Genomic DNA, 23,445 nt, shown 5'->3' with positions numbered 1-23,445 from the left:
CCGTCGGCGCCCCGCGGCCGCCGCGAGGGTTCAGACGCGACGCAGCAGCGAGATCGACATGCCGTCGGTGTTGTGCCGGTGCGGCCACAGCTGCGCGCGCCCGCTGCCGTCGGCCTGCGGCGGGAGCGCCGGGTCGGAGTCCGACAGCGACGTGACGACGTCGCGCGCCGAGAGCTCTTCGAGCGCCTCGCCCCACTCGCGGCGGATGTCGGCCACGACGGCCGCGGTCTCGGCCAGATGCGGGGAGCACGTGACGTACGCCACGACGCCGCCCGGCTTGAGCGCCCCCACGGCGGAGGTCAGCAGCTCGCGCTGCAGTGTCGTGAGCGCGGGCACATCGCCCGGCGACTTGCGCCAGCGTGCCTCCGGGCGCCGCCGCAGCGCCCCGAGTCCCGTGCAGGGCGCATCGACCAGGATGCGGTCGTACGTGTCGGGTGCGGCCTCGGCCCGTGCCCTGCCGTCCTCTTCCGACACCGGCACGTCGAGCGGGACGCCGGCGATCGCCTGGCGGACCAGTCCCGCACGCGCGGGCGAGATCTCGTTCGCCTCCAGCCGTGCGCCGTGCGCGAGCGCCTCCGCCGCGAGCACCGCGGTCTTGCCGCCCGGTCCCGCGCACAGGTCGAGCCAGCGCTCGCCCTCGGCGACGGGCAGGGCGCGGGTGAGGGCGAGCGCCGCCAGCTGCGAGCCCTCGTCCTGCACCCTGATGCGGCCGTCGGAGCCGCGCACGGTCTGGTCGGGGTCTCCCCCGCCGAGGCGGAATCCGATCGGCGAGAACGGCGTCCGCCGCGCGTCGTCCGGCGCCTCGGCGAGGCCGGGCAGCGCCGCCATCGTGACCCGCGGCGACGCGTTGTCGGCCGTCAGCAGTGCTTCGAGCTCGTCGGCGCGTCCCTCTGCGCCCAGGGCCCGCCGGAGCGCGCGCACCACCCACACCGGGTGCGAGAAGAGAAGACCGAGCTGCTCGTCGTCCGAGCGGGCGCTGGCGGCGACGTGCGTCATCCAGTCGCCGGGCGTGTCGCGCGAGACGCGCCGCAGCACGGCGTTGGCGAATCCCGCGGCGCCCCGCCCGCCGGCAGCGCGGGCCAGCTCGACGGATTCATTGACCGCCGCGTGCGATGCGACGCGTGTCGACAGCAGCTGGTGCACGCCCAGTCGCAGGGCGTCGAGCACTGCGGGGTCGATGCTGGCGACGGGCCGGTCGGCGGCGATCGCGATGACGGCGTCGTAGGTGCCCTGACGGCGCAGCGTGCCGTACGTGAGCTCGGTCGTGAGTGCGGCGTCGGCGGGCGACAGCTCGGCGCGCGCGATCGCGGTCGGCAGCAGCAGGTTGGCGTACGCGTCGGATTCGTGCACGGCCCGCAGCGTCTCGTAGGCGATGCGGCGCGCGGCGACGGTGCGGCTCATGATCCGGCCACCGGTGCCTCGCGCAGTCCGCGCCACCAGTCGGCGGCGCGCATCGCCCCCTTGCCGGCCGGCTGCACCGTCTCGAGCACGACGGGTGCCGAGCCGGTGCCGGCGAGCACCCGCTTGTCATGCAGCGCGAGCCGCCCCGGTGCGAGCACCGGCGCATCGGCAGGCGCTGCCGCGACCGCGAGCACCTTGAGGCGTGCGCCCTCGATCGTGGTGTGGGCTCCGGGCTCGGGGGTGACGCCGCGGATCCGTCCGAGGACGGCGCCCGCCGGCTCGTCCCACCGGATGCGTCCGTCGTCGTCCCCGAGCTTCGAGGCATACGTCGGCTCGCCCTGCTGCGGCTGCGCCACCGCCGTCCCCGCGGCGATGCCGGCCACGACGTCGGCGAGGAGCTCGGCGCCGTCGTCGGCGAGCCTGGTCAGCAGGTCGCCGGCCGTCGCATCCTCGGGGATGTCCATCGCGAGCTCGCCGAACACGTCTCCCGCGTCGAGCTCGGGGACCAGCTGGAAGACGCTCGCCCCGGTGGCGGCATCCCCCGCGATCAGCGCGTGCTGCACGGGCGCGGCTCCGCGCCACCGCGGCAGCAGCGAGAAGTGCAGGTTGATCCAGCCGTGTGCCGGCGCCGAGAGCAGCGGCTCGCGCACCAGACCGCCGTAGGCCACGATGACGCCGAGGTCCGGCTCCAGCGCGGTGATCTCGGCGGTCACGTCGGCGTCCAGCCGGTCGGCGCGGATGACGGGAAGCCCCAGCTCTTCGGCCGCCGCCGCCACGGGCGACGGTGTGAGCACGCGCTTGCGGCCCAGCGGTGCGTCGCGACGCGTGACCACGGCGACGACATCGTGAGGGGATGCCGCAAGCCGTCGCAGCGACGGGACCGCCGGCGCGGGAGTGCCGGCGAAGACGAGGCGCATGGGGCTCCAGATCTGTGGCGTTCGAGAGGGATCAGAGATCGAGGTCGGGCACATCGACCCGCACCCTCAGTGTATTGGCGGCGCCGGCAGGGCGCCCCTTCGCCGGTCGGCGTCCCTTGACGGCCTGGCTCACGACAGCCGCACGGAGGGACTCGGTCACGTGCGCACCGAGGCCGTAGTCGAATCGCACGAGAGCCCGCACCCCCTCGCCGCGCGGGATGGGGCCGAGCACAGCCTCGGCATCGAGTGCGGGCACCGCGCGGCGCAGTTCGTGCAGGGCGGTCTCGACCGCCCTGCGAGGGCCGTCGACAGCGGCGACCCGCACGGTGGGCGGCATGCGCAGCGGCGCACGATCGGCAAGCTCAGACCGCGCGTACGCTGCCTGCGTCCAGGTCGCCAGTGCGCGCGCGATGTCGCCGCCCACGCCGACCAGGTGCACGGGCGCGCCCGGTGCGGCCAGGGCTGCCGCATTGGACCACCAGCGCAGGCACGACTCGCCGATCCGCAGATCATCGGCCATCAGCATCCGGTCGCCGTCGAGCAGGATGACGGCGCGGTAGCCCCCGGCGGCCAGTGGCTCGGCGCCCCGTGTGGCCACCACGAGCGCCGGCCGCTCGTCGACCGTCGCCACCGGGTGGTCGCCGTCGGCGACGATGACGCGCGTGCCGGGAAAGGCACGGCCGAGCTCGTCCGCGGTGCGCTCGCTGCCCGAGGAGGCCATGCGCAGCATGGTCGACGAGCACTCGGGGCAGGCCCACGCGTTGGCTGAGCGCCCGCACCACGTGCACGTGGGAACGGCGCCGTGGCGGGCGGCGTGCAGCGGCCCGCCGCAGTGCGGGCAGCGCGCGGGATGCCGGCACTTCGCGCACACGAGCACCGGTGCGTAGCCCGGGCGCGACACCTGCACGAGCACCGGCCCCTCGGTCAGCGCCTCACGCGCGGCCGCGAACGCCGCGGACGGCACGCGCGCCGCACGCGACTCGCCCTCGCGGTGGGCTGTGAGCACGACGCGTGGGCTCCGCCGGCGCGCCGCGGGCAGGTCGCGCACCCAGCCGACGCCGACGAGGCGCTCCACGTCCGTCGTGCGCGTGTGCCCGGCGAAGACGAGGGCGCCGCCGTCGAGCTCCTGCCGCAGCAGCGCCGCGTCGCGGGCGTGCACGCCGGGGCTGAGCGGCTCGCCGAACAGCGGATCGCCGTCGTCCCACAGCGCGACGAGGCCGAGCTCGGCGACGGGGGCGTACACGGCGGACCGGTTGCCGATCACGACGCACGGCGCGTCGGACAGGGTCCGCAGGAACGCCGTGTAGCGCGCCGGTCCGCTCTGCTTCGCGTCGTCGCGCACCAGCGCATCGGGGGGCACCCACGCCTGCAGCACGGCCTCGAGCTGAGCGCGGTCGCGGTGATCGGGTACGGCGACGACGGCGCTGCGTCCCTCGACGAGCGTCCTCACGGCGGCGGCGGCGAGGAGCACCGCCCACGCGCCGACCGGTGCCCCGTCGGCGAGGCGCGCGGGCTGGGGCGGGGCGTCGACGGCCAGGCGGGAGCCCTTGACGAGTTCTTCGGCAAGACCGGGATACTCGGCGAGCACCCCTTCCGACCACGTGCGCGCCTCGGCCGGCAGCTCGGGCCGTTGCGGAGGATCCGCCGCGAGCCACGCCTTCTCGGCCCGCACCATGCGCTTGGGGATCGCCAGGCGGAGGATGTCGCCCGCCGAACCGGCGGCGCGGTCGGCGGCGCGGCGCGCGAGCGCGTACAGCCGCGGCGTCAGCACCGGCATCGGCGAGACGACGGCCTCCAGCTGCGAGAGCGGCCGGTCGGAGGCATCCGGTTCGCCGAGTTCGACGAGGTATCCGTCGATCACGCGCCCCGCGCTGCGCAGCGGCACGCGGACGCGCACGCCCGGCTGTGCCTCGGCGGCGAGCTCGTCCGGGATCTCGTAGTCGAACAGGCGGTCGAGCTGCGGCAGGGGCGAGTCCAGCAGCACGCGCGCGACACGCCGCCGGCGGACGGGCGATGGCACCGTATCGCCGCCGACCTGTGCCTCCTCTGGCACCGCGCTCACGCGGCCCGCGTCAGAGCCCGGCGGCCGCGCGCAGAGCGTCGGCGCGGTCGGTGCGCTCCCACGTGAAGTCCGGCAGCTCGCGGCCGAAATGGCCGTACGCCGCCGTCTGGGCGTAGATCGGACGCAGCAGGTCGAGCTGATCGATGATCGCCTTGGGGCGCAGGTCGAACACATCCAGGATGGCGCGCGTGATCACCTCGTCGGCGACGCGGCCGGTGCCGAACGTCTCGACGTACAGACCCACGGGCTTGGCCTTGCCGATCGCGTAGGCGACCTGGACCTCCAGGCGGTCGGCCAGTCCGGCGGCGACGGCGTTCTTGGCGACCCAGCGCATGGCGTATGCCGCCGAGCGGTCGACTTTCGACGGGTCCTTGCCGCTGAAGGCGCCGCCGCCGTGACGGGATGCGCCGCCATACGTGTCGATGATGATCTTGCGGCCGGTGAGACCGGCGTCGCCCTTCGGGCCGCCGATCACGAACGGGCCGGCCGGGTTGATGTAGAACTTCACGTCGGACACGTCCAGGCCTGTCGCCTCGAGCACGGGGTCGATGACCTCGGCGCGCACCGCGGCGCGCAGCGCCTTCTGCGAGATGTCGGGGTGGTGCTGCGTCGACAGGACGACGGAGTCGACGGTCTTCGGCGTGTCGCCGTCGTATCCGAGCGTGACCTGGGTCTTTCCGTCGGGGCGGAGGAACGGCAGCTCACCCGACCGGCGCACGGCCGTCAGGCGCTCGGCCATGCGGTGCGCCGTCCACGCGGCCATCGGCATGAGCTGCGGCGTCTCGGTCGTCGCGTAGCCGAACATGATGCCCTGGTCGCCCGCGCCCTGCAGGTCGTGCGGGTCCTCCGAGCCGTCCTCGCGGCGCTCGAACGCCTTGTCGACACCCGCGGCGATGTCGGAGGACTGGGCGCCGATCGACACGCTCACGCCGCACGAATCGCCGTCGAAGCCGGTCTCGCTGGAGGTGTAGCCGATGCGATTGACGACGTCGCGCACGATGGCGGGGATCTCGACGTACGCCGAGGTCGAGACCTCGCCGGCGACGTGCACCAGGCCCGTGGTCACGAGCGTCTCGACGGCGACGCGGCCGTTCGGGTCGGCCGTGAGGATCGCGTCGAGGATCGAGTCCGAGATCTGGTCGCAGATCTTGTCGGGGTGGCCCTCCGTCACGGACTCGGACGTGAACAGGCGCAGGTCGGTCATCGATACTCCAGTAGTCGTGGTCCGGGGCGGACACCAGTATGCCCCCGAGGCCGGACATCGCCGTCCTCGGGGGCATATCGGTCGTAACGGGGATTACTCCGCGCGGCGCAGGCGCAGCTTGTCCTCGTGGATCTCGTGCATCGCGATCGTCAGCGGCTTGTCCTCGACGGTCGAGTCGACGAGCGGCCCCACGTTGTCGAAGAGGTTGCCCTCGTGCAGGTCGGAGTAGTAGTCGTTGATCTGGCGCGCGCGCTTGGACGCGAAGATCACGAGCTGGTACTTCGAGTCGACCTTCTCGAGCAGGCTGTCGATGGGGGGCTCGATGATGCCCTGGTTCGTTCCGGCCATGGGAACCTCCTGGTCTGACGGTGTCTTGGGCGCGCGCAAGCCGCGCGCGGACGCATCCGACCAGTCTACCCGGTCGGCGCCGCAGGCGCTTCACCCTGCGCGGATCAGCGCGTGAGGCGGGCGACCTCGTCGGCGGCACGGGCGACGTCGTCGTTGACGACGCGGTAGTCGAACTCGCCCTGCGAGGCGAGCTCGGTCTTGGCCGTACGCAGGCGGCGGGCGCGCTCTGGGGCGTCCTCGGTGCCGCGGCCGACGAGGCGCTGCACGAGCTCGTCCCAGCTGGGCGGCAGCAGGAAGACGAGGGTCGCCGACGGGTCGGCGTCGCGCACCTGGCGGGCTCCCTGCAGGTCGATCTCGAGCAGCACCGTGCGCCCTTCGGCCAGGGCCTTCTCGATCGGACCGCGCGGCGTGCCGTAGCGATGGGCGTTGTGCACCGTGGCGTGCTCGAGCAGCTCGCCGTCGGCGATCATGCGGTCGAACTCGGCGTCGTCGACGAAGAAGTAGTGCTCGCCGTCGACCTCGCCCGGACGCGGTGCGCGCGTCGTGGCCGACACCGAGAGCATGATCTCGGGGTGGTGCTCCTTGATGTACGCGGCCACCGTTCCCTTGCCGACGGCCGTGGGGCCGGCGAGCACGACGAGGCGGCTGCGGCCGCCGCGCGGCTGGAGCTCGGGCCAGCGGGCATCGAGGAACGCGCGCAGCTCTTCGCGCTGGCGCGAGCCGAGACCGCCCAGACGCTTTACCGGCGAGATCTCGAGGTCGTGCAGGATGCGGTCGCGCTTGCCCTCGCCGATCGCGGGGATCGCGGTCAAGAACTCGGGGACGCGCATCGCCCCCGCCGGCGACGACGGATCGGCCAGGGCACGCCGCAGCAGCTCCTGCGGAGTGATGACGCGCATGGCGACATCCTTCTTGAGGGCGGCGCGTTCGCGTCGCGCTGCGACGGCGCGACGGGATGCCGCCACCCGGTCGACCTCGGGCGGCCGCGCGGGGGTATGTGGCGAAACGCCATTTTCGGGGGTGCGTGAATCGGGCATGTCAATCACCACGGTTGAGATGGGCGAGCTCTGAATACGCGCATCGAGCCGGTCGGGTCCGGCTTATGGGTGCGCGGCCCTCCGACGGTATCACCGCAGGGGCGGGCGGAACGAAACCACTCCGTGGCGCGGGAATTCTTCCCGCACGCACCCGCCGGAGGACAGCGTTTACCGCGGCGCTGCGGCGGCATACAGCGCCGCACGCTCGGCGATCCGCGCCGCGACGGCGTCGGGACCGGCCGAGAGGATGCTGCGGCTCTCGGACGCGATCACGGCCGGTGCGAGAGCGCCGTACGTCTCCTCCAGGTGCTGCGGCTGCGCGCCCTGATGACCGAAGCCGGGACCCAGGATCGGCGCGACCGGCGAGAAGGGCCGCAGACCGGCATCCTCCCAGTCCACCGTGCCGCCGATGACGAAGCCGAGCGACGCCCACTCCCCCTCCGGAGTCGTGCGCGCATTGCGTGCGGAGACCTCGCGCACGACCTCGGCCGACACGGTGGTGCCGGTCGGCGCGAGGGCGCGCTGCAGCGGCAGAGCCTCGGGGTTGCTCGTCGCCGCGAGCACGAGCACGCCCTTGCCGTGACGCTCGGCAAGGGCGAACGTGCCGTCGAGGGAGCCGACGCCGAGGTACGGACTGGCCGTCATGGCGTCGGCCTCCAGCGGCGAACCGGGCGTCAGCCACGCCTCGGCGTAGGCGTCCATGGTCGTGCCGATGTCGCCGCGCTTCGCGTCGGCGATCACCACGAGGCCCGCGTCCCGCGCCGCGGCGAGGACGTCCTCGAGCGCCGCGAACCCCGCGGACCCGTAGCGCTCGAAGAACGACACCTGCGGCTTCACGATGCCGACGCGCCCCGCGGCGGCCTCGACCACGCGCAGCCCGAAGTCGCGGGCGGCGGCGGCTGAGGCATCCATCCCCCACTCGGCCAGCAGATGCGGGTGCGGGTCGATGCCGACGCACAGCTGCCCGTGCGACGCGAAGGCCGCACGGACGCGCTGAGCGAACGTGGTCATGCGCGCGCCTGCCGGTCGATGGCGTACTCCTGCAGACTCTTGACGTCGAAGCCCTCCCGCAGCACCGGCAGTGCGCTCACGGCGGCACCGAGCACGGCCATCGTGGTGAACAGTGCCTTGTCGCCGGCCACCGCGGCGGCCCGGATCTCGTAGCCGTCGGCGCGCGCTGCGCCGCCGGACGGGGTGTTCACGACGATGTCGATGTCGCCGGCGTTGATGAGGTCGACGATGTTGGTCGCGCCGGAGTCCTGCGTCTCGGAGTACTTGCTCACCACGCGCACATCGATGCCGTTGCGCGCGAGGATCTCGGCCGTGCCCTCGGTCGCGACGAGGTCGAAGCCCAGCTCCTGCAGGCGGTGCGCGGGCAGGATCACGGCGCGCTTGTCGCTGTCGGCGACCGAGATGAACACGGTGCCCGACTGCGGCATGCCGCCGTACGCGGCCTCCTGCGACTTCGCGAACGCCGTCGGGAAGTCGCGGTCGATGCCCATGACCTCGCCGGTCGAGCGCATCTCGGGGCCGAGCACGGAGTCGACGGTCTGGCCTTCGCGAGTGCGGAACCGCTTGAAGGGCAGCACGGCCTCCTTGACGGCGACCGGTGCGTCGAGCGGGACGCGCGAGCCGTCCTGCTCGGGAAGCAGCCCCTCCGCTTTTAGCTCGGCGACCGTGGCGCCGGCCATGATGCGCGACGCGGCCTTCGCGAGCGGGATGCCGAGCGCCTTCGACACGAACGGCACCGTGCGGCTCGCACGCGGATTCGCCTCGATGACGTACAGCACGCCCGCCGAGATGGCGAACTGCACGTTGAGCAGACCCCGCACGCCCACGCCCTCGGCGATGGCGTGCGTGGCCTCGCGGACGCGGTCGATGTCGGTGCGGCCGAGGCTCACCGGCGGCAGCGTGCAGGACGAGTCGCCGGAGTGGATGCCGGCTTCCTCCAGGTGCTCCATGACACCGCCGACGTACAGCTCCTCGCCGTCGAACAGGGCGTCGACGTCGATCTCGATCGCGTCGTCGAGGAAGCGGTCCACCAGCAGGGGCAGGCCCGGGCCGATGATCGCCTGGTCGGCGATGCGCACGAAGTAGTCGCGCAGCGCCTCGGTCGAGTACACGATCTCCATGCCGCGGCCGCCGAGCACGAAGCTCGGGCGCACCAGCACCGGGTAGCCGATCTCTTCGGCCACCGCGACCGCGCCCTCGACGTCGATCGCGGTGCCGTTGCGCGGAGCGACGAGACCCGCGTCGTCGAGCAGGCGCGAGAACAGCTCGCGCTCCTCGGCGAGGTCGATCGCGGCGGGCTTGGTGCCCAGGATCGTGTACCCCGCCTCTTCGATGCCCTTCGCCAGACCCAGCGGCGTCTGGCCGCCGAGCTGGCAGACCACGCCCAGGATGGTGCCGGACTGCGCCTCGGCGTGCAGCACCTCCAGGACGTCCTCGAGCGTCAGCGGCTCGAAGTACAGGCGGTCGGAGGTGTCGTAGTCGGTCGAGACCGTCTCGGGGTTGCAGTTCACCATGACCGTCTCGTAGCCGGCGGCGGCGAGGGCGAACGACGCGTGCACGCACGAGTAGTCGAACTCCACGCCCTGGCCGATGCGGTTCGGCCCCGAGCCGATGATGACGACCTTCGTCCGCTCCGACGGCGTGACCTCGGTCTCGACGTCGTAGCTGGAGTAGTGGTACGGCGTCAGAGCCGGGAACTCCCCCGCGCACGTGTCGACGGTCTTGTAGACCGGTCGCACGCCCAGGCCCTGTCGGACACCGCGGATCTCGGCCTCGCTGTCACCGCGCAGCTGCGCGATCTGCGCGTCGCTGAACCCGTGCTCCTTCGCGACACGCAGGGTGGCGGCATCCAGCTCGCCCGCCTGGCGCACGAACTCGGCGACCTCGTTGATGAGCACGATCTGGTCGAGGAACCACGGGTCGATCTTCGTCGCCTCGAACGCCTGCTCGATCGTCGCGCCCTTGCGCAGCGCCTGCTGCAGCACGACGATGCGGCCGTCGGTCGGAGTCTTGGCGACCTCGAGCAGCTCCTCCACGGAACGGGACTCGTCGCCCCAATGGAAGCTCGACCCGCGCTTCTCGAGCGAGCGCAGCGCCTTCTGCAGCGCCGTCGCGTAGTTGCGTCCGATCGCCATCGCCTCGCCCACCGACTTCATGGTCGTGGTGAGCGTCGTGTCGGCTGCCGGGAACTTCTCGAAGTTGAAGCGCGGCACCTTGACCACGACGTAGTCGAGCGTCGGCTCGAAGCTCGCCGGCGTCGCCTTCGTGATGTCGTTCGGCACCTCGTCCAGGCGGTACCCGATCGCGAGCTTCGCGGCGAGCTTGGCGATCGGGAAGCCGGTCGCCTTGGACGCCAGTGCCGACGACCGCGACACGCGCGGGTTCATCTCGATGACGATGATGCGGCCGTTCTCGGGGTTGACCGCGAACTGGATGTTGCAGCCGCCGGTGTCGACGCCCACGGCGCGGATGATGTCGATGCCGATGTCGCGCAGCTTCTGGTACTCGCGATCGGTGAGGGTCAGCGCCGGCGCGACGGTGATCGAGTCGCCGGTGTGCACGCCCACGGGGTCGACGTTCTCGATCGAGCAGACGACGACCGTGTTGTCGGCCGTGTCGCGCATGAGCTCGAGCTCGTACTCCTTCCAGCCGAGGATCGACTCCTCCAGGAGCACCTCGTTGGTCGGCGAGTCGTGCAGGCCCGCGCCGCCGATGCGGCGGAGGTCCTCCTCGTCGTACGCGAAGCCCGAGCCGAGGCCGCCCATCGTGAACGACGGACGCACGACCAGCGGGTAGCCGAGCTTCTCGGCGCCGGCGAGCAGGTCGTCCATCGAGTGGCAGATGACGGAGGCCGCGACATCGGCCCCCGCCTCGATGACGAGCTCCTTGAAGATCTGGCGGTCCTCGCCCTTGCGGATGGCGTCGACCTTCGCGCCGATGAGCTCCACGCCGTACTTGTCGAGGATCCCCTGGTCGTGGAGGGCCATGGCCGCGTTGAGCGCGGTCTGCCCGCCGAGGGTGGGCAGGATGGCATCCGGCTTCTCCTTCGCGATGATCGTCTCGATCACGGCGGGCGTGATCGGCTCGATGTACGTCGCGTCGGCGAAGTCGGGGTCGGTCATGATCGTGGCGGGGTTGGAGTTCACGAGGATGACGCGCACGCCCTCCTCGCGCAGCACGCGGCAGGCCTGCGTGCCGGAGTAGTCGAACTCACAGGCCTGGCCGATGACGATCGGGCCGGATCCGATGACGAGGACGGAGTTGATGTCGTCGCGCTTAGGCATTCTTCTTGGTCTCCAGGTTCGCGACGACCAGGTCGCGGAAGCGGTCGAACAGGTAGTTGGCGTCGTGCGGGCCCGCGGCCGCCTCGGGGTGGTACTGCACCGAGAACGCGGGGATGTCGAGCGCCCGCAGCCCCTCGACCACCTGGTCGTTGAGGCCGACGTGGCTGACCTCGACGCGGCCGTAGCCGTTCGGGCTGTCGAACTGTCCGTCCAGCGGCGCGTCGACGGCGAAGCCGTGGTTGTGGGCGGTGATCTCGACGCGGCCGGTGGACTTGTCGAGCACGGGCTGGTTGATGCCGCGGTGACCGAACGGCAGCTTGTAGGTGCCGAGGCCCAGGGCGCGGCCGAGCAGCTGGTTGCCGAAGCAGATGCCGAAGAACGGCAGGCCGTCGTCGAGCACGCCGCGCAGGAGGTCGACGTGGTCGCCGGAGGCGGCGGGGTCGCCCGGGCCGTTCGAGTAGAACACCGCGACGGGGTCGATGGCGCGGATCTGGTCGATCGTGACGTCCTGGGGCAGCACGTGCACGTCGAAGCCGCGCGCGGCGAGGTTGTCGACGGTCGCCTGCTTGACGCCGAGGTCGAGCACCGCGAGGTTGCCGATGCGCTCGCCGGTCGCCGGGGTGACCTGCGCCGCGGCGACCGACACCTCGGCCGACAGGTTCTGCCCCGACATCTCGGGCGCCTCGCGCACGAGGCGCAGCTGCTCGTCGGCGTCGATGGCCGCGGCCTCGCCCGAGAAGATTCCGCCGCGCATGCTGCCGGCCGACCGGATGTGCCGCGTCACGGCGCGCGTGTCGATGCCGCTGATGCCCACCACGCCGTCGTTCACGAGCGCGTCGTCGAGCGACTCGTCGGCACGCCAGTTCGACACCACGCGCGAAGGGTCGCGCACGATGTAGCCCGACACCCAGATGCGTCGGGACTCGGGATCCTCGTCGTTCATGCCGGTGTTGCCGATGTGCGGCGCGGTCTGCAGCACGATCTGGCCGGCGTACGAGGGGTCGGTGAGGGTCTCCTGGTAGCCGGTCATGCCGGTGGCGAAGACGACCTCGCCGAGGGTCGTGCCCTGCGCGCCGTACGCGCGGCCGACGTGGCGGGTGCCGTCTTCGAGCACGAGGACGGCGGGTGCGGTCTGGAAGAGGGAGGTCATGCGTTCGTTCCCGTCTGGGTCGAGGGAAGGATGCCGGCCACGGCGTCCGCGAGGGCGCGGGCCGAGGCATCCTGGGGGCGAAGGTAGGAGTCGACGACGGTGCCGTCGTCGAGGCGCCAGGCGAGGCGCACGAGGCCGTCGGGTTCGACGACGCGGTCGATCGCCACTGTCGACTGGCCGACGTCGGCGATGCGGTCCGCCGCGAGGAACACACGGGGCTGGCCCGTGAGGTCCAGCGCGACGCCGGCGTCGGTCACGGTCACGTCCGATCGGGAGCGGAAGCTGAGGCCCGCGATCGCGAGCCGCTCCAGCGGGTCGCCGTGCCGCGTGGTCGCGACGTAGAGCGCCGCGAACTCGGCCACGGCGTGCGCGCCGCCCGGGATCTCGCCGACCGGCGCCGTGAGCGCCGCGTCGCGCCGTGTTCGTCGCCACCATGCCCATGCCAGCGCGGCGAGCAGGCCGACGGCGACGGCGATCATGATCGCCAGGGCCCCCTCGCGGGTCATGCGCGCACCCCCGGGGCGTTCAGGACCGCGCCGTCGGCGACGGTGACGGTGCCGGCGTGCAGCGTCCACCGCACGTCGCCCGGGAGCTCGCGCCCGAGGTACGGCGAGTTTACGCTGCGTCCGCGCAGGTCGTCGGTCGTGAACGTGCGTCGCGGCGAGGGATCGTAGAAGGCGAGGGATGCCGGCTGCCCGGCCGTCAGCGGCGTCCCGTGCCCCGCGAGCCGGCCGATGCGCGCGGGCTCGCGCGACATGATGCGCGCGACGTCACCCCACGTGATGAGGCCGGTGTCGACCATCGCCTGCTGCACGACGCGCAGCGCGCTCTCCAGGCCCACCATGCCGTTGGCGGCCGCGTGCCACTCGCACGCCTTGGCCTCGGCCGGGTGCGGTGCGTGGTCGGTGGCGACGATGTCGATCGTGCCGTCGGCGAGGCCCTCGCGCACGGCGAGCACATCCTCCTCACGGCGCAGCGGAGGGTTGACCTTGAAGCGCGCGTCGTAGTCGCGCACGAGCTCGTCGGTGAGGAGCAGGTGGTGCGGCGTGACCTCGGCGGTGACGTTGACGCCCCGCTTCTTGGCCCACCGGAGGATGTCGACGGAGCCGGCCGTCGACAGGTGGCACACGTGCAGGCGCGAGCCGACGTGCTCGGCGAGGAGCACGTCCCGCGCGATGATCGACTCCTCGGCGACCGCCGGCCAGCCGGCGAGGCCGAGCTCGGCCGACACGGCGCCCTCGTTCATCTGGGCGCCCTCGGTGAGGCGCGGGTCCTGCGCGTGCTGCGCGATGACGCCGTCGAACGCCTTCACGTACTCCAGTGCGCGCCGCATGATCAGCGGGTCCCACACGCAGAAGCCGTCGTCGCTGAAGACCCGCACACGGGCACGGGAGTCGGCCATGGCGCCGAGCTCGGCCAGGCGCTCGCCCTTCTGCCCGACCGTGACGGCGCCGATGGGCTGCACCGTGACGAAGCCGGCGGCCTCCCCCAGTGCGAGCTCCTGCTCGACGACGCCGGCGGTGTCGGCGACGGGCGACGTGTTGGGCATCGCGAACACGGCGCTGTAGCCGCCGGCCGCGGCCGCCCGCGATCCGGTGAGGATGGTCTCGGATGCCTCGTACCCGGGCTCGCGCAGGTGCGTGTGCAGATCGACCAGACCCGGCAGCAGCACCAGACCGTCGGCGTCGACCACGGTGGCACCCGCGCGGCTGAGGCCCGGGCCGATCTCGGCGATGACGCCGCCGTCGACGAGGACGTCGGCCGCCGTCGTGCCTTCGACCAGGGCTCCGCGGAAGAGGATGGTCTCGCTCATCGGGTGTTCTCCTTCGCGATCTCGGTCGTCGGGTCGTCCGCACCCGCCAGCAGCAGGTAGAGCGCCGCCATGCGCACCGAGACGCCGTTCGTCACCTGCTCGAGGACGGTCGAGCGCGGCGAATCCGCGGCTTCTGCGGAGATCTCCAGGCCCCGGTTCATCGGTCCGGGGTGCATCACAATGCTATCGGCGCCCAGCGCGCGCAGCCGAAGCGGGTCGAGTCCCCAGCGGCGCGAGTACTCGCGCTCGGTCGGGAAGTAGGCGGCGTTCATCCGCTCCAGCTGGATGCGCAGCATCATGAGGGCGTCGGGGCCGGCGGCGATCGCCTCGTCGAGGTCGTACAGCACGCGCACGGGCCAGCCCGACACGTCCTGCGGCACGAGCGTCGGGGGCGCGACGAGCGTCACCTCGGCGCCCAGGGCGTCCAGCAGCCACACGTTCGAGCGGGCGACGCGGGAGTGCAGGATGTCGCCCACGATCGTCACGGTGACACCGGCGAGGTCGCGTCCGCGGCTGTCGCCTGCGAAGCGGCGCTTGCGGATCGTGAACGCGTCGAGCAGCGCCTGCGTCGGGTGCTCGTGCGTGCCGTCGCCGGCGTTGACGACACCAGCGCTGATCCAGCCGCTCGTGGCCAGCGTGCGCGGCGCCCCGGAGGCTCCATGACGGATGACGACGGCATCCGCCCCCATCGCCTGCAGCGTCTGAGCGGTGTCCTGCAGGGACTCGCCCTTCGAGACGCTCGAGCCCTTGGCCGAGAAGTTGATGACGTCCGCCGACAGGCGCTTGGCTGCCGCCTCGAACGAGATGCGCGTCCGGGTCGAGTCCTCGAAGAAGAGGTTCACGACGGTCTTGCCGCGCAGCGTCGGGAGCTTCTTGACCTCGCGGCGCTGTGTGTCGGCCATGTCTTCGGCGACGTCCAGGATGCGCAGCGCGTCCTCGCGCGCGAGGGTCTGGGTGTCGAGCAGATGCCTCATGCCCCGATCACCGCCCCTCGATCGTCACGGAGTCGCTGCCGTCGTTCTCGGTGAGCAGCACGTTGACGCGCTCCTCCCGGGAGCTCGGCAGATTCTTGCCGACGAAGTCCGGGCGGATCGGCAGCTCGCGGTGTCCGCGGTCGACGAGGGTCGCCAGGCGCACGGCGGCGGGACGCCCGATGTCCTGCAGGGCGTCGAGGGCCGCGCGGATGCTGCGGCCCGAGAACAGCACGTCGTCGACCAGGACGACGACCTTGCCGTCGATGCCGCCGTCGGGGATGTGCGTGCGCTGGGGCGCGCGGGTCGGATTGCGGTGCAGGTCGTCGCGGTACATCGTGACGTCGAGCGACCCGATGGGGACGGGGGCACCGCCGAACTGCGCGACGAGCGCGCCGATGCGGTTCGCGAGCGTGACGCCGCGAGTGGGGATGCCGAGGAGGACCAGGCCATCGGGTCCCTTGTTGGACTCCAGGATCTCGTGCGAGATCCGAGTCAGGGCCCGGGCGATGTCGGCCTCATGCAGCACGATGCGCGTGCTCATCCGCCGCTCCCTTCTCCGCCTCACAGGACGGGGTTAAAGGTTGCTGTGATCGCCCACCAGTCTACGACACGGAGCCGGGGCGGATCGTCGCGATCCGCCCCGGCTCCGATGTGCGGGTCAGTTCTGCCCCGGCGCGGCGCGGAGCGCTCGGGATGCCACGACCATCGCGGCGGCCACGAGCACGATGTCCTTGAGGATGTACTGCGCGGTGAGTGTCGGGCCGGGGGTGAACAGGTCGCCGGTGAAGAACGCCAGCGGCGACAGGATGCCGACGAACGTGACGGCGAGCAGGGCGAGTGCGAACCGCTGGAAGACGCCGATCACGAGCAGGAGGCCCACGAGGGACTCCATCGCCGCGGTGAGGGCCATCGCCGGGTAGCCGGTGACGACCCCGAACGACAGAGCGTCCCATGTGCGGACCACGAGGGCTTCGATGGGGCTCACGCCGGGGAAGAACTTCAGCGCGCCGAACACGAGGAAGACCAGGCCGAGGGCGACCCGGAGCGCGGGGATGCTCCAGCGCTCGAGGAAGACCTTGACCGCGGCCTCCGCGCGGGCCTCGAGATCGAGGGCGGCGCGCAGCGGGCTCGTGCGGCGGGCGGGCGGTGCGACGACGCCGGCGGCGCCGTGGACGGGAACGGTGGTCATGACGGACTCCTTCGAGTTCTGATCGCCCGTCTGGCGGGCACGGTGATCAGGACTCGCTCCCCCGGCTCGGTGATACGCCGCCGGCGACATTCAGCGCCGCTGCACAACGAAGCGCCCGCCTGAGCGGGCGCTTCGTTGTATGAGCTCTACAAAGGCGGGTCTCAGGCGGCCGGTGCGGCCGTCGTGCGCTCGTCCTCCACCTGCGACGCGCGGATCGGGTGCCCCTGGCTCGTGAGGCACCGGCCGGAGGCCAGGTCCCACTTCCAGTCGTGCAGCGAGCACGTGAGGACGCCGTCCTCGATCTTGCCGGTCTTGGTGAGGTCCGCGCGCAGGTGCGGGCACCGGCGCTGCACGGTCCACTCCCCGAGCTGCGCGTCCTCGGTCTGGTCGGTCTGCTCGGCGTACCAGTTCTCGACGTACTCGATGCGGTCGCGCGACAGGCACTTCAGGAAGGTCGTGAGGAACTCGTTGAATTTGCCGCTGCGCCCCACCTCGAACTGCATCGACAGGAAGATCGAGTTCGACCAGTCGATCTCGTGGTCGCGGATGTTCGTCGAGACGAGGTCGGCGGGGATCGTGTACCAGTAGATGCACTCCTCGCCGTCGTACTCGCGCACCTTGGCCTTGGGGAAGTCGACGACCATGTCGAGGTCGCCGATGCGGAACCGCACGTTGCCGCCCACGCCGTTTCGGATCGTGCGGGCGCGGCGCAGGAGCGGCTCCCACCACTCCTTGATCGCGGCCAGCATCTCTTCGGGCGGCAGCACGGGGGCGCGGGATGCCTCCTCCGCACGGATCTCATCCTGGCGGGTGTCGCGCTGCTCGGCGAGGTACGACCACTTGTCGTCGAAGATGCGGTCGATCTCGGCCTGGGTGTAGAGAGTCTGCGTGATCGAGACGTCGCGGCCGGCGATGTCGACGACCGTGCCCGGCAGGAACTCGTACCCCTTCTGGTCGGGCCGCTGCTCGCGCATGTGGGCGAGGAACTCGCGCTGATCGGTGAAGATGGCGTCGCCGTCGAGGCCCTGGCCGTTGTAGCGGAACAGCTCCTCGCGCAGGAACATCGGCGGCCCCGCCATCGGGAAGACGTGCTCGGCGTCGACCTTCTCGATGTAGTACATCGCGCGCTTGTTCTGCGCGTCGCGCTTGAGCTTCGCGAAGTTCTGCTTCGCGTCCTGCGGCAGGTCGTAGACCATGGGCCACCAGATGGCGCCCGACACCTGCGTGAAGTACACGTCCGGCTTCGAGAACGCCATCAGCTTCTCGAGGTCGAGCGGGTGCGAGTCGTTCTGGTTCAGGATGCTGGCCGTGCCGTCGTCCACGCTCAGCGACGAGTCGCCGATGGGGCCGTCGCTGGGCGCGCGCAGAGGGGTGACCATGAGCTTCAGCGGTCCGAACTCCAGCGGCACGCCGGCCTGCGTGTAGACGATGTTGTCGTAGCCGAGCCTGCGGAGGTCCTGCTCGAGGTCGTCCGTCGGGTACTCGGGCAGCAGCACCTTGATGTCCTTCGGCACCACGCGCTCCATGAGGGCCGGATCGAAGTGGTCGCGGTGGCGGTGCGACACGTACAGGAAGTCCGCGTTGCCGTACTTCTCCCAGTCGAGGCCCCGGTTGTCGGGGAACGGGAACCAGGATCCGAAGAACGTCGGACCGATGACCGGGTCGCAGAGGATGCTGCCGCCCGCCGTCTCGATGAACATTCCGGCGTGGCCGAGGCCCGTGACGCGCATGCGAGGCCCTTCCCTTTCGATCGGTGGAACCCGTCGATTCTAGGCGAGACGCCCCCGTTCGCCTTGATCGACCGGCCGTGCAAAAGCGTCCGCCCGGCGAGGGCTCAGGTCGACGGCCACGCGCCTTCCTGGCGCACCAGGGCGAACAGATCCCCCACCGGCGCGAGATGCTGCAGCTTGTCGGGGTTGAGCTGGTTGGCGATCGCGCCGATCGCGCCGTCGTGCACATGCAGGGTCAGCACCGACAGCGTCGCGCCGTCGCTGCTGCGGAACACGATGCACGGCTCGCCGTTGGCGCGGGTCATCCGCAGCGTGACGCCGAGCGTGGCGCCGCGGCGCATCAGCCCGACCAGGAACCGCGCCACGGCGAGGTCGCCGGTCATCGGGCGCTGGATCGCGGGCGCCCTGCCGCCGCCGTCCGCCGTGAACACGACGTCGTCCGACAGCACGCGCATCACCGCGTCGACGTCGCCGGCGCGCAGTGCATCGACGAACTCGCCGACCAGCCGCGCAGCGTCGGCGTCGTCGGCGTTGTACCGGGCGGAACCGGTGGTCACGCGCTGCCGCGCGCGATGCAGGATCTGGCGGCAGGCGGCCTGGTCGCGCTCGACGATCCGGGCGATCTCGGCGTAGTCGAACCCGAGCGCCTCGCGCAGCACGAAGACCGCGCGCTCCACCGGGCCGAGGCGCTCGAGCATCGTCAGCACGGCCAACGACACCGTCTCGTCCTGCTCGATGCGGTGCGCGGGGTCCTCGTCGTCGACGAGGAGCGGCTCGGGCAGCCACGGTCCCACGTACAGCTCGCGCGTGCGGTGCGCAGACCGCAGCGCGTCGATCGACAGGCGCGTGGCGACGGTGGACGCGAAGGCGTCGGGCCGGTCGATCGCCTGCCCGCCTGCCGTGCGCTCGTGCAGACGCAGCATGCCCGCCTGCACGACGTCCTCGGCATCGGCGACGCTGCCGAGCATGCGGTACGCGATCGAGAACATGAGCGGGCGGAGCGTCGGAGCTTCGACGGCGAGATCCATGCCCCGAGCCTGTCACAACGGGGTGGGGTCCTCCGTCGAAGGGGGTGAAGAGAGAGGAAGAACCCATGAAGATCTTCATCGCAGGTGCGACCGGCGCCGTCGGATCCCGCCTCGTCAGCCCGCTCGTCGCCGCCGGTCACGAGGTCACCGGCACCTCGCGGAGCGAGGCCGGCGCCCGTCGGGTCGATGCCGCCGGCGGACACGGCGTCGTGATGGACGGCCGGGATGCGGCATCCATCCGACGGGCCGTGCTCGACGCGCAGCCCGACGTCGTCGTGCACCAGCTGACGTCGCTGTCGGCGGGCTTCGACTTCAAGAGGTTCGACGAGGTGTTCGCCGTCACCAACGAACTGCGCACGCGCGGGACGGACGCCCTGATCGCCGCGGCGCACGAGGCCGGGACGGAACGCATCGTCGTGCAGAGCTACACGGGGTGGCCCAACGAACGCACCGGAGGCCCGGTGAAGACCGAGGCGGACCCGCTCGATGCGCACCCCGTGCCCGCCGCCGCGAACACCCTCGCCGCGATCGCCCACGCCGAACGCGCGACGGTGGCCGCCGGCGGCCTCGCGCTGCGGTTCGGCAGCTTCTACGGTCCCGGGCAGTCGCTCGGCGAGGGCGGCGAGATGCTCGAGGCGGTCCGCAAGCGCCAGGTGCCGATCGTCGGCGGCGGCGCCGGTGTGTGGTCGTTCTGTCACATCGACGACGCGGCGTCGGCCACGATCGCCGCCATCACCCGCGGCGACGCCGGCGTCTACAACATCGTCGACGACGAGCCGGCGACCGTCTCGGTGTGGCTGCCCGAGCTGGCGCGGGCCATCGGCGCCAAGGCGCCGCTTCGCGTCCCGGCGTGGATCGCCCGCAGCCTCATCGGCGACTTCGGCGTGGCATGGATGACCACCGCGCGCGGTTCGTCGAACGCGAAGGCCAAGGCGCAGCTCGGCTGGACGCCGCGCTACGCCAGCTGGCGGGAGGGATTCCGCACCGGCCTCGGCACGCGCTGACTCAGGCCTCGAACAGGCCGCGGATGTCGTCGGCGGTGAGAGCCTTTCCGAACAGGGCGTCGTCGTCCATGACCGCGCGGAACAGGCGTGCCTTGCGCTGCTGGAGGGCCATCACCTTCTCCTCGATGGTCCCGTTCGCGATGAGCCGATAGACCATGACGCTGCGCTCCTGGCCGATGCGGTGCGCACGGTCCACGGCCTGCGCCTCTGCCGCCGGGTTCCACCACGGGTCGAGCAGGAACACGTAGTCCGCCTCGGTGAGCGTGAGCCCGAAACCCCCGGCCTTGAGGCTGATCAGGAAGACGGGCGCCTCACCGCCGCGGAATGCGGCGACCGCGGCATCCCGGTCCCGCGTCGAGCCGTCGAGGTACGCGTAAGGGATTCCGCGCGCCTCGAGCTCGGCGGCGGCGAGTCCCAGGAACGACGTGAACTGGCTGAACACGAGCGCGCGGTGACCCTCGGCGAGCACCTCGTCGAGCTGCTCGAACATCGCGCCCAGCTTGCTGGGCGCGATGTGGGCGTGCGCGGGGTCCACGAGCTCGGGCGCGAGCGCCAGCATGCGCAGCAGCGTGAGCGACCGGAACACGATGAAGCGGTTGCGATCGAGGTCGTCCAGCAGTCCCAGCACCTTCTGACGCTCGCGCTGCAGGACGGTGTCGTACAACGCACGGTGCGCGGCGCCGAGCTCGATGCGCACCTCCTGCTCCTGCTTGGGCGGCAGATCCGCCGCGACCAGCTCCTTCGTACGGCGCAGCACCAGTGGGCGGATGCGGCGGCGCAACCGCGCCAGACGCCCCGCGCGGTACTCCCCGCCCTCCTGGTTCTCGGGCACCTTGCCCTTCTCGATCGGCCCGACGTACTCCTCGCGGAACCGCCGCGCCGAGGCGAACAGGCCGGGCGCCGTCAGCGACAGCAGCGCCCACAGCTCGGTGAGGCTGTTCTCCATCGGCGTGCCGGTGATGGCGAACACGACGTCGGCGCGCAGGTCGCGTGCGGCCCGATACACCTTGGTCTGGCTGTTCTTCACGAACTGCGCCTCGTCGAGGACGAGTCCAGCCCACTCGACCGCCGCGAACTCGGGCTCGTCCAACCGCAGGAGCGTGTACGACGTGACGACGAGATCTGCGGATGCCGCCGCCTGCGCGACCGTCATCCCCCGCTTCGCGCGCGTCGCGTCGACCACCTCGACGCGCAACCCGGGCGTGAAGCGCGCGGCCTCCGTCCGCCATGTCGACAGGACGGACGTGGGCGCCACGACGAGGAACGGGCGCCGCTCGCCCTGCTCGACCGCGTGCGTGATCAGCGCGAGCAGCTGCAGCGTCTTGCCGAGCCCCATGTCGTCCGCGAGGATGCCGCCCAGGCGGTGCTGCCACAGGAACGCGAGCCACTCGAAACCGGTCCGCTGATACGGCCGCAGCTCGGCGTCGAGTCCCGACGGCGGTGGCGCTGACGGCACCGAGTCGACATCGCGCAGCGCCTCGACGGTGGCTCGCCACGAGACGGCCGGCACGGCCTCGTCGGCGAGATCCTCGAAGTCCGCCCACAGCGCCGTCTGGTACCGGCTGATGCGCGGGCCCGTCTCCCATTCGTCGAGGTCGCCCGCCTCGTCGATCAGGTCTCGCAGCCGCTGCAGAGACGGATGCGAGAGCGAGAAGTAGGCGCCGTCGCTCAGCAGGATCTTCCTGCGTCCGCGCGACAGCGCGGTGAACAGCGTCCCGAACGGGATCGTGCGCCCGTCGATCGACACCACGACGCCGAGGTCGAACCAGTCGGCGTCGGTCGTCTCGACCGTGCTGATCTCGATCCTCGGGTCGCCCGCGAGTTCGCGGTAGCGGGGCCGCTCCCCCGACAGCTCGACGTCGACGTCGGGATCGGCCTCCAGCAGGGGAAGCAGGACGGCGGAGAACTCCGCCGCCTCCAAGCCGCTCAGGGTACCGGCGGCCGCGAAGTCCACCGGCGAGGAATCCCGCCACAGAGCCTCGACGCGATCACGGACGGCGAGCTCGGCGGCCGCGTCGCGGTCCTCGCCGTCGGCGCCGCCGAGTCCCACCAGCGGGCCGTCGCCGTACCGCCACGCCACGGTGAACACGATGCGATGGCCGTCGTCGAAGCGCACCGACACGACGAGTCGAGGGCCCGCCGCGGGGGCCACAGCGATACCCGGTGCGGCGACCTCGACGCGCCGGGCGATGCGTGGCAGGTGGTCGCGCACGAACTCGACCGCGTCGTCCGCGGGTACCCTGACCGGCTCCCGGGCGGCGAGCAGGGCCGGCACGGGGTCGGGCAGCGCCACCCGCGCGAGCAGCAGGTCGATGCGGTCGTGCGAGACCACGAAGCGATAGAGACCGGTGCGTCCGACGGGTCGCACGGTCGCGGCATCCACCCGCTCGCCGTCGAGGACGACGACCGGTGCGACCTCCAGCCCGCCGCCGGTCCGGCGCGCCTCGACCGACACCGACGCGTCCTCGGCCAGCGCGACGGTCGTGCCGCGCCGGGTCGGGACGACAGGGATGCCGCGGTCCGCAGCGGCGGCGAGGTGCGGCCACAGCAGGCTCGACTCGATGTCGTCGAGGGTCAGCCACTCCGAGACGTCAGAGAACGCCCCGAACGAGCGCACGTCGCGACCGATGCTGTGCAGCTCGGCGAACCAGCGCGCCTGCGCCGGATCGAAGGCCGTGGACGGCCGGCGCAGGGCGTCCCACGAGACGCCGCCCTTGATCCACGACGTCGAGCGGCTCGAGCGCTGCAGCGGGCGCAGACCCACCAGCACGTCCGCGCCGAACTGGTGCAGACCGCGCGGCGTCGCCGTCTCGACGCGCGCCGGCGCCCAGCTCGAGGTGCCGTGCCGCACCCGCTGGCGCAGCTCGACCCCGAGCGCGAGCGGCACGCGGTCATGGGCGGGCGAGGTGCCACGGGCGAACACGCTGCGCCACTCGGCGCCCTCCGGCGCCGCGGGCGCCTGCTGCGCGAGCCGGTTCGCCGCGAGCAGCACCGCGACCGTGTGCTTGCAGTCGAACTGGACGGGGCATGTGCACGACGTCGCGGCGATCGGCCGGTCGGACCGCTGCGGATCGAGCCGGATGCGGCAGCGGTACGCCTGGCGGCTGCTTCCGGCCACGCTCGCTTCGAGCACAGAGGTGAACGGATCCCACGTCAGCTGCTGGACCGCGCCGTCGGCGAAGTAGGCGACGCCGCGCTCGTACGTCCCGCTGTCGGTGAACCGTCGGATGTGCGCCGGGTCGGTGAACGGCGGCGCAGCGTTCGTCGGGGTCACGGCATCCATCCTGCCAACA

Annotated in this window: 18 protein-coding genes; 1 reads left to right on the top strand and 17 read right to left on the bottom strand. The window is 71.9% G+C overall.

Going from position 1 to position 23,445, the window contains the following annotated elements; translation table 11 throughout:
• Positions 1-30 precede the first annotated feature (30 nt).
• From JNB62_RS16185 to sigJ, 16 genes are all read right to left on the bottom strand, one after another.
• The gene (locus tag JNB62_RS16185) at positions 31-1,401 is read right to left on the bottom strand and encodes an RsmB/NOP family class I SAM-dependent RNA methyltransferase (protein WP_220301932.1); all 1,371 of its coding nucleotides are present in this window, start codon (positions 1,399-1,401) and stop codon (positions 31-33) included.
• Positions 1,398-2,318 (bottom strand): methionyl-tRNA formyltransferase, encoded by a 921-nt coding sequence (gene fmt, locus JNB62_RS16180; RefSeq protein ID WP_220301931.1) that lies wholly within the window; start codon positions 2,316-2,318, stop codon positions 1,398-1,400. The genes JNB62_RS16185 and fmt overlap by 4 nt, the downstream gene beginning before the upstream one ends.
• A 31-nt stretch (positions 2,319-2,349) precedes the next feature.
• Positions 2,350-4,371, bottom strand: coding sequence for a primosomal protein N' family DNA-binding protein (locus tag JNB62_RS16175; protein WP_308291831.1), 2,022 nt, complete (start codon positions 4,369-4,371; stop codon positions 2,350-2,352).
• A 19-nt stretch (positions 4,372-4,390) separates the two neighbouring features.
• Positions 4,391-5,584: a methionine adenosyltransferase gene (gene metK / locus JNB62_RS16170; protein ID WP_220301929.1), complete on the bottom strand. Its 1,194-nt coding sequence runs from the start codon at positions 5,582-5,584 to the stop codon at positions 4,391-4,393.
• A 93-nt stretch (positions 5,585-5,677) separates the two neighbouring features.
• Positions 5,678-5,932, bottom strand: a complete 255-nt coding sequence (gene rpoZ, locus JNB62_RS16165) for a DNA-directed RNA polymerase subunit omega (protein WP_018170775.1) — start codon at positions 5,930-5,932, stop codon at positions 5,678-5,680.
• Positions 5,933-6,036: 104 nt separating this feature from the next.
• A complete protein-coding gene (gene gmk / locus JNB62_RS16160; protein ID WP_220301928.1) occupies positions 6,037-6,969 on the bottom strand; it encodes a guanylate kinase in 933 nt (310 codons plus the stop codon).
• A 168-nt stretch (positions 6,970-7,137) separates the two neighbouring features.
• Complete coding sequence (gene pyrF / locus JNB62_RS16155) at positions 7,138-7,980, bottom strand: orotidine-5'-phosphate decarboxylase (RefSeq protein ID WP_220301927.1); 843 nt, start codon at positions 7,978-7,980, stop codon at positions 7,138-7,140.
• On the bottom strand, positions 7,977-11,264 hold the full coding sequence (gene carB, locus JNB62_RS16150) for a carbamoyl-phosphate synthase large subunit (RefSeq protein ID WP_220301926.1): 3,288 nt from the start codon (positions 11,262-11,264) through the stop codon (positions 7,977-7,979). Before carB ends, pyrF begins: the two co-directional genes overlap by 4 nt.
• Entirely contained in the window at positions 11,257-12,414 is a 1,158-nt protein-coding gene (carA, locus tag JNB62_RS16145) for a glutamine-hydrolyzing carbamoyl-phosphate synthase small subunit (protein ID WP_220301925.1), read from the bottom strand. Before carA ends, carB begins: the two co-directional genes overlap by 8 nt.
• Positions 12,411-12,920, bottom strand: a complete 510-nt coding sequence (locus tag JNB62_RS16140) for a PH-like domain-containing protein (RefSeq protein ID WP_220301924.1) — start codon at positions 12,918-12,920, stop codon at positions 12,411-12,413. Before JNB62_RS16140 ends, carA begins: the two co-directional genes overlap by 4 nt.
• A complete protein-coding gene (locus tag JNB62_RS16135) occupies positions 12,917-14,227 on the bottom strand; it encodes a dihydroorotase (RefSeq protein ID WP_220301923.1) in 1,311 nt (436 codons plus the stop codon). Before JNB62_RS16135 ends, JNB62_RS16140 begins: the two co-directional genes overlap by 4 nt.
• Positions 14,224-15,201, bottom strand: coding sequence for an aspartate carbamoyltransferase catalytic subunit (locus JNB62_RS16130; protein ID WP_220301922.1), 978 nt, complete (start codon positions 15,199-15,201; stop codon positions 14,224-14,226). The genes JNB62_RS16135 and JNB62_RS16130 overlap by 4 nt, the downstream gene beginning before the upstream one ends.
• Positions 15,202-15,208: 7 nt before the next feature.
• Complete coding sequence (gene pyrR / locus JNB62_RS16125; RefSeq protein WP_220301921.1) at positions 15,209-15,742, bottom strand: bifunctional pyr operon transcriptional regulator/uracil phosphoribosyltransferase PyrR; 534 nt, start codon at positions 15,740-15,742, stop codon at positions 15,209-15,211.
• A gap of 117 nt (positions 15,743-15,859) precedes the next feature.
• On the bottom strand, positions 15,860-16,390 hold the full coding sequence (locus JNB62_RS16120) for a DoxX family protein (RefSeq protein WP_220301920.1): 531 nt from the start codon (positions 16,388-16,390) through the stop codon (positions 15,860-15,862).
• 161 nt (positions 16,391-16,551) lie between these two features.
• On the bottom strand, positions 16,552-18,120 hold the full coding sequence (locus JNB62_RS16115; RefSeq protein ID WP_220301919.1) for a Rieske 2Fe-2S domain-containing protein: 1,569 nt from the start codon (positions 18,118-18,120) through the stop codon (positions 16,552-16,554).
• 104 nt (positions 18,121-18,224) lie between these two features.
• Positions 18,225-19,148, bottom strand: coding sequence for an RNA polymerase sigma factor SigJ (gene sigJ / locus JNB62_RS16110; RefSeq protein ID WP_220301918.1), 924 nt, complete (start codon positions 19,146-19,148; stop codon positions 18,225-18,227).
• Positions 19,149-19,213: 65 nt separating this feature from the next.
• On the opposite strand from sigJ, the gene JNB62_RS16105 reads away from it, so the two are divergent.
• A complete protein-coding gene (locus JNB62_RS16105) occupies positions 19,214-20,152 on the top strand; it encodes an NAD-dependent epimerase/dehydratase family protein (RefSeq protein WP_220301917.1) in 939 nt (312 codons plus the stop codon).
• A gap of 1 nt (position 20,153) precedes the next feature.
• Here the strand turns inward: JNB62_RS16105 and JNB62_RS16100 are convergent, their stop codons facing one another.
• Positions 20,154-23,426, bottom strand: coding sequence for a DEAD/DEAH box helicase (locus JNB62_RS16100; protein ID WP_308291830.1), 3,273 nt, complete (start codon positions 23,424-23,426; stop codon positions 20,154-20,156).
• Positions 23,427-23,445 lie beyond the last annotated feature (19 nt).

Origin of the sequence: Microbacterium jejuense, assembly GCF_019511665.1 — a bacterium.
GTDB lineage: Bacteria > Actinomycetota > Actinomycetes > Actinomycetales > Microbacteriaceae > Microbacterium > Microbacterium jejuense_A.
The sequence above is the reverse complement of the archived record's forward strand: the minus strand, read 5'-3'. Positions and strand labels throughout refer to the sequence as shown.

Bases quoted from the DNA above. Each gene is read 5' to 3' on its own strand.
- JNB62_RS16185 (WP_220301932.1), bottom strand. From the start codon at position 1,401: ATGAGCCGCACCGTCGCCGCGCGCCGCATCGCCTACGAGACGCTGCGG.
- fmt (WP_220301931.1), bottom strand. From the start codon at position 2,318: ATGCGCCTCGTCTTCGCCGGCACTCCCGCGCCGGCGGTCCCGTCGCTG.
- metK (WP_220301929.1), bottom strand. From the start codon at position 5,584: ATGACCGACCTGCGCCTGTTCACGTCCGAGTCCGTGACGGAGGGCCAC.
- rpoZ (WP_018170775.1), bottom strand. From the start codon at position 5,932: ATGGCCGGAACGAACCAGGGCATCATCGAGCCCCCCATCGACAGCCTG.
- gmk (WP_220301928.1), bottom strand. From the start codon at position 6,969: ATGCCCGATTCACGCACCCCCGAAAATGGCGTTTCGCCACATACCCCC.
- pyrF (WP_220301927.1), bottom strand. From the start codon at position 7,980: ATGACCACGTTCGCTCAGCGCGTCCGTGCGGCCTTCGCGTCGCACGGG.
- carB (WP_220301926.1), bottom strand. From the start codon at position 11,264: ATGCCTAAGCGCGACGACATCAACTCCGTCCTCGTCATCGGATCCGGC.
- carA (WP_220301925.1), bottom strand. From the start codon at position 12,414: ATGACCTCCCTCTTCCAGACCGCACCCGCCGTCCTCGTGCTCGAAGAC.
- JNB62_RS16140 (WP_220301924.1), bottom strand. From the start codon at position 12,920: ATGACCCGCGAGGGGGCCCTGGCGATCATGATCGCCGTCGCCGTCGGC.
- JNB62_RS16135 (WP_220301923.1), bottom strand. From the start codon at position 14,227: ATGAGCGAGACCATCCTCTTCCGCGGAGCCCTGGTCGAAGGCACGACG.
- JNB62_RS16130 (WP_220301922.1), bottom strand. From the start codon at position 15,201: ATGAGGCATCTGCTCGACACCCAGACCCTCGCGCGCGAGGACGCGCTG.
- pyrR (WP_220301921.1), bottom strand. From the start codon at position 15,742: ATGAGCACGCGCATCGTGCTGCATGAGGCCGACATCGCCCGGGCCCTG.
- JNB62_RS16120 (WP_220301920.1), bottom strand. From the start codon at position 16,390: ATGACCACCGTTCCCGTCCACGGCGCCGCCGGCGTCGTCGCACCGCCC.
- JNB62_RS16115 (WP_220301919.1), bottom strand. From the start codon at position 18,120: ATGCGCGTCACGGGCCTCGGCCACGCCGGAATGTTCATCGAGACGGCG.
- sigJ (WP_220301918.1), bottom strand. From the start codon at position 19,148: ATGGATCTCGCCGTCGAAGCTCCGACGCTCCGCCCGCTCATGTTCTCG.
- JNB62_RS16105 (WP_220301917.1), top strand. From the start codon at position 19,214: ATGAAGATCTTCATCGCAGGTGCGACCGGCGCCGTCGGATCCCGCCTC.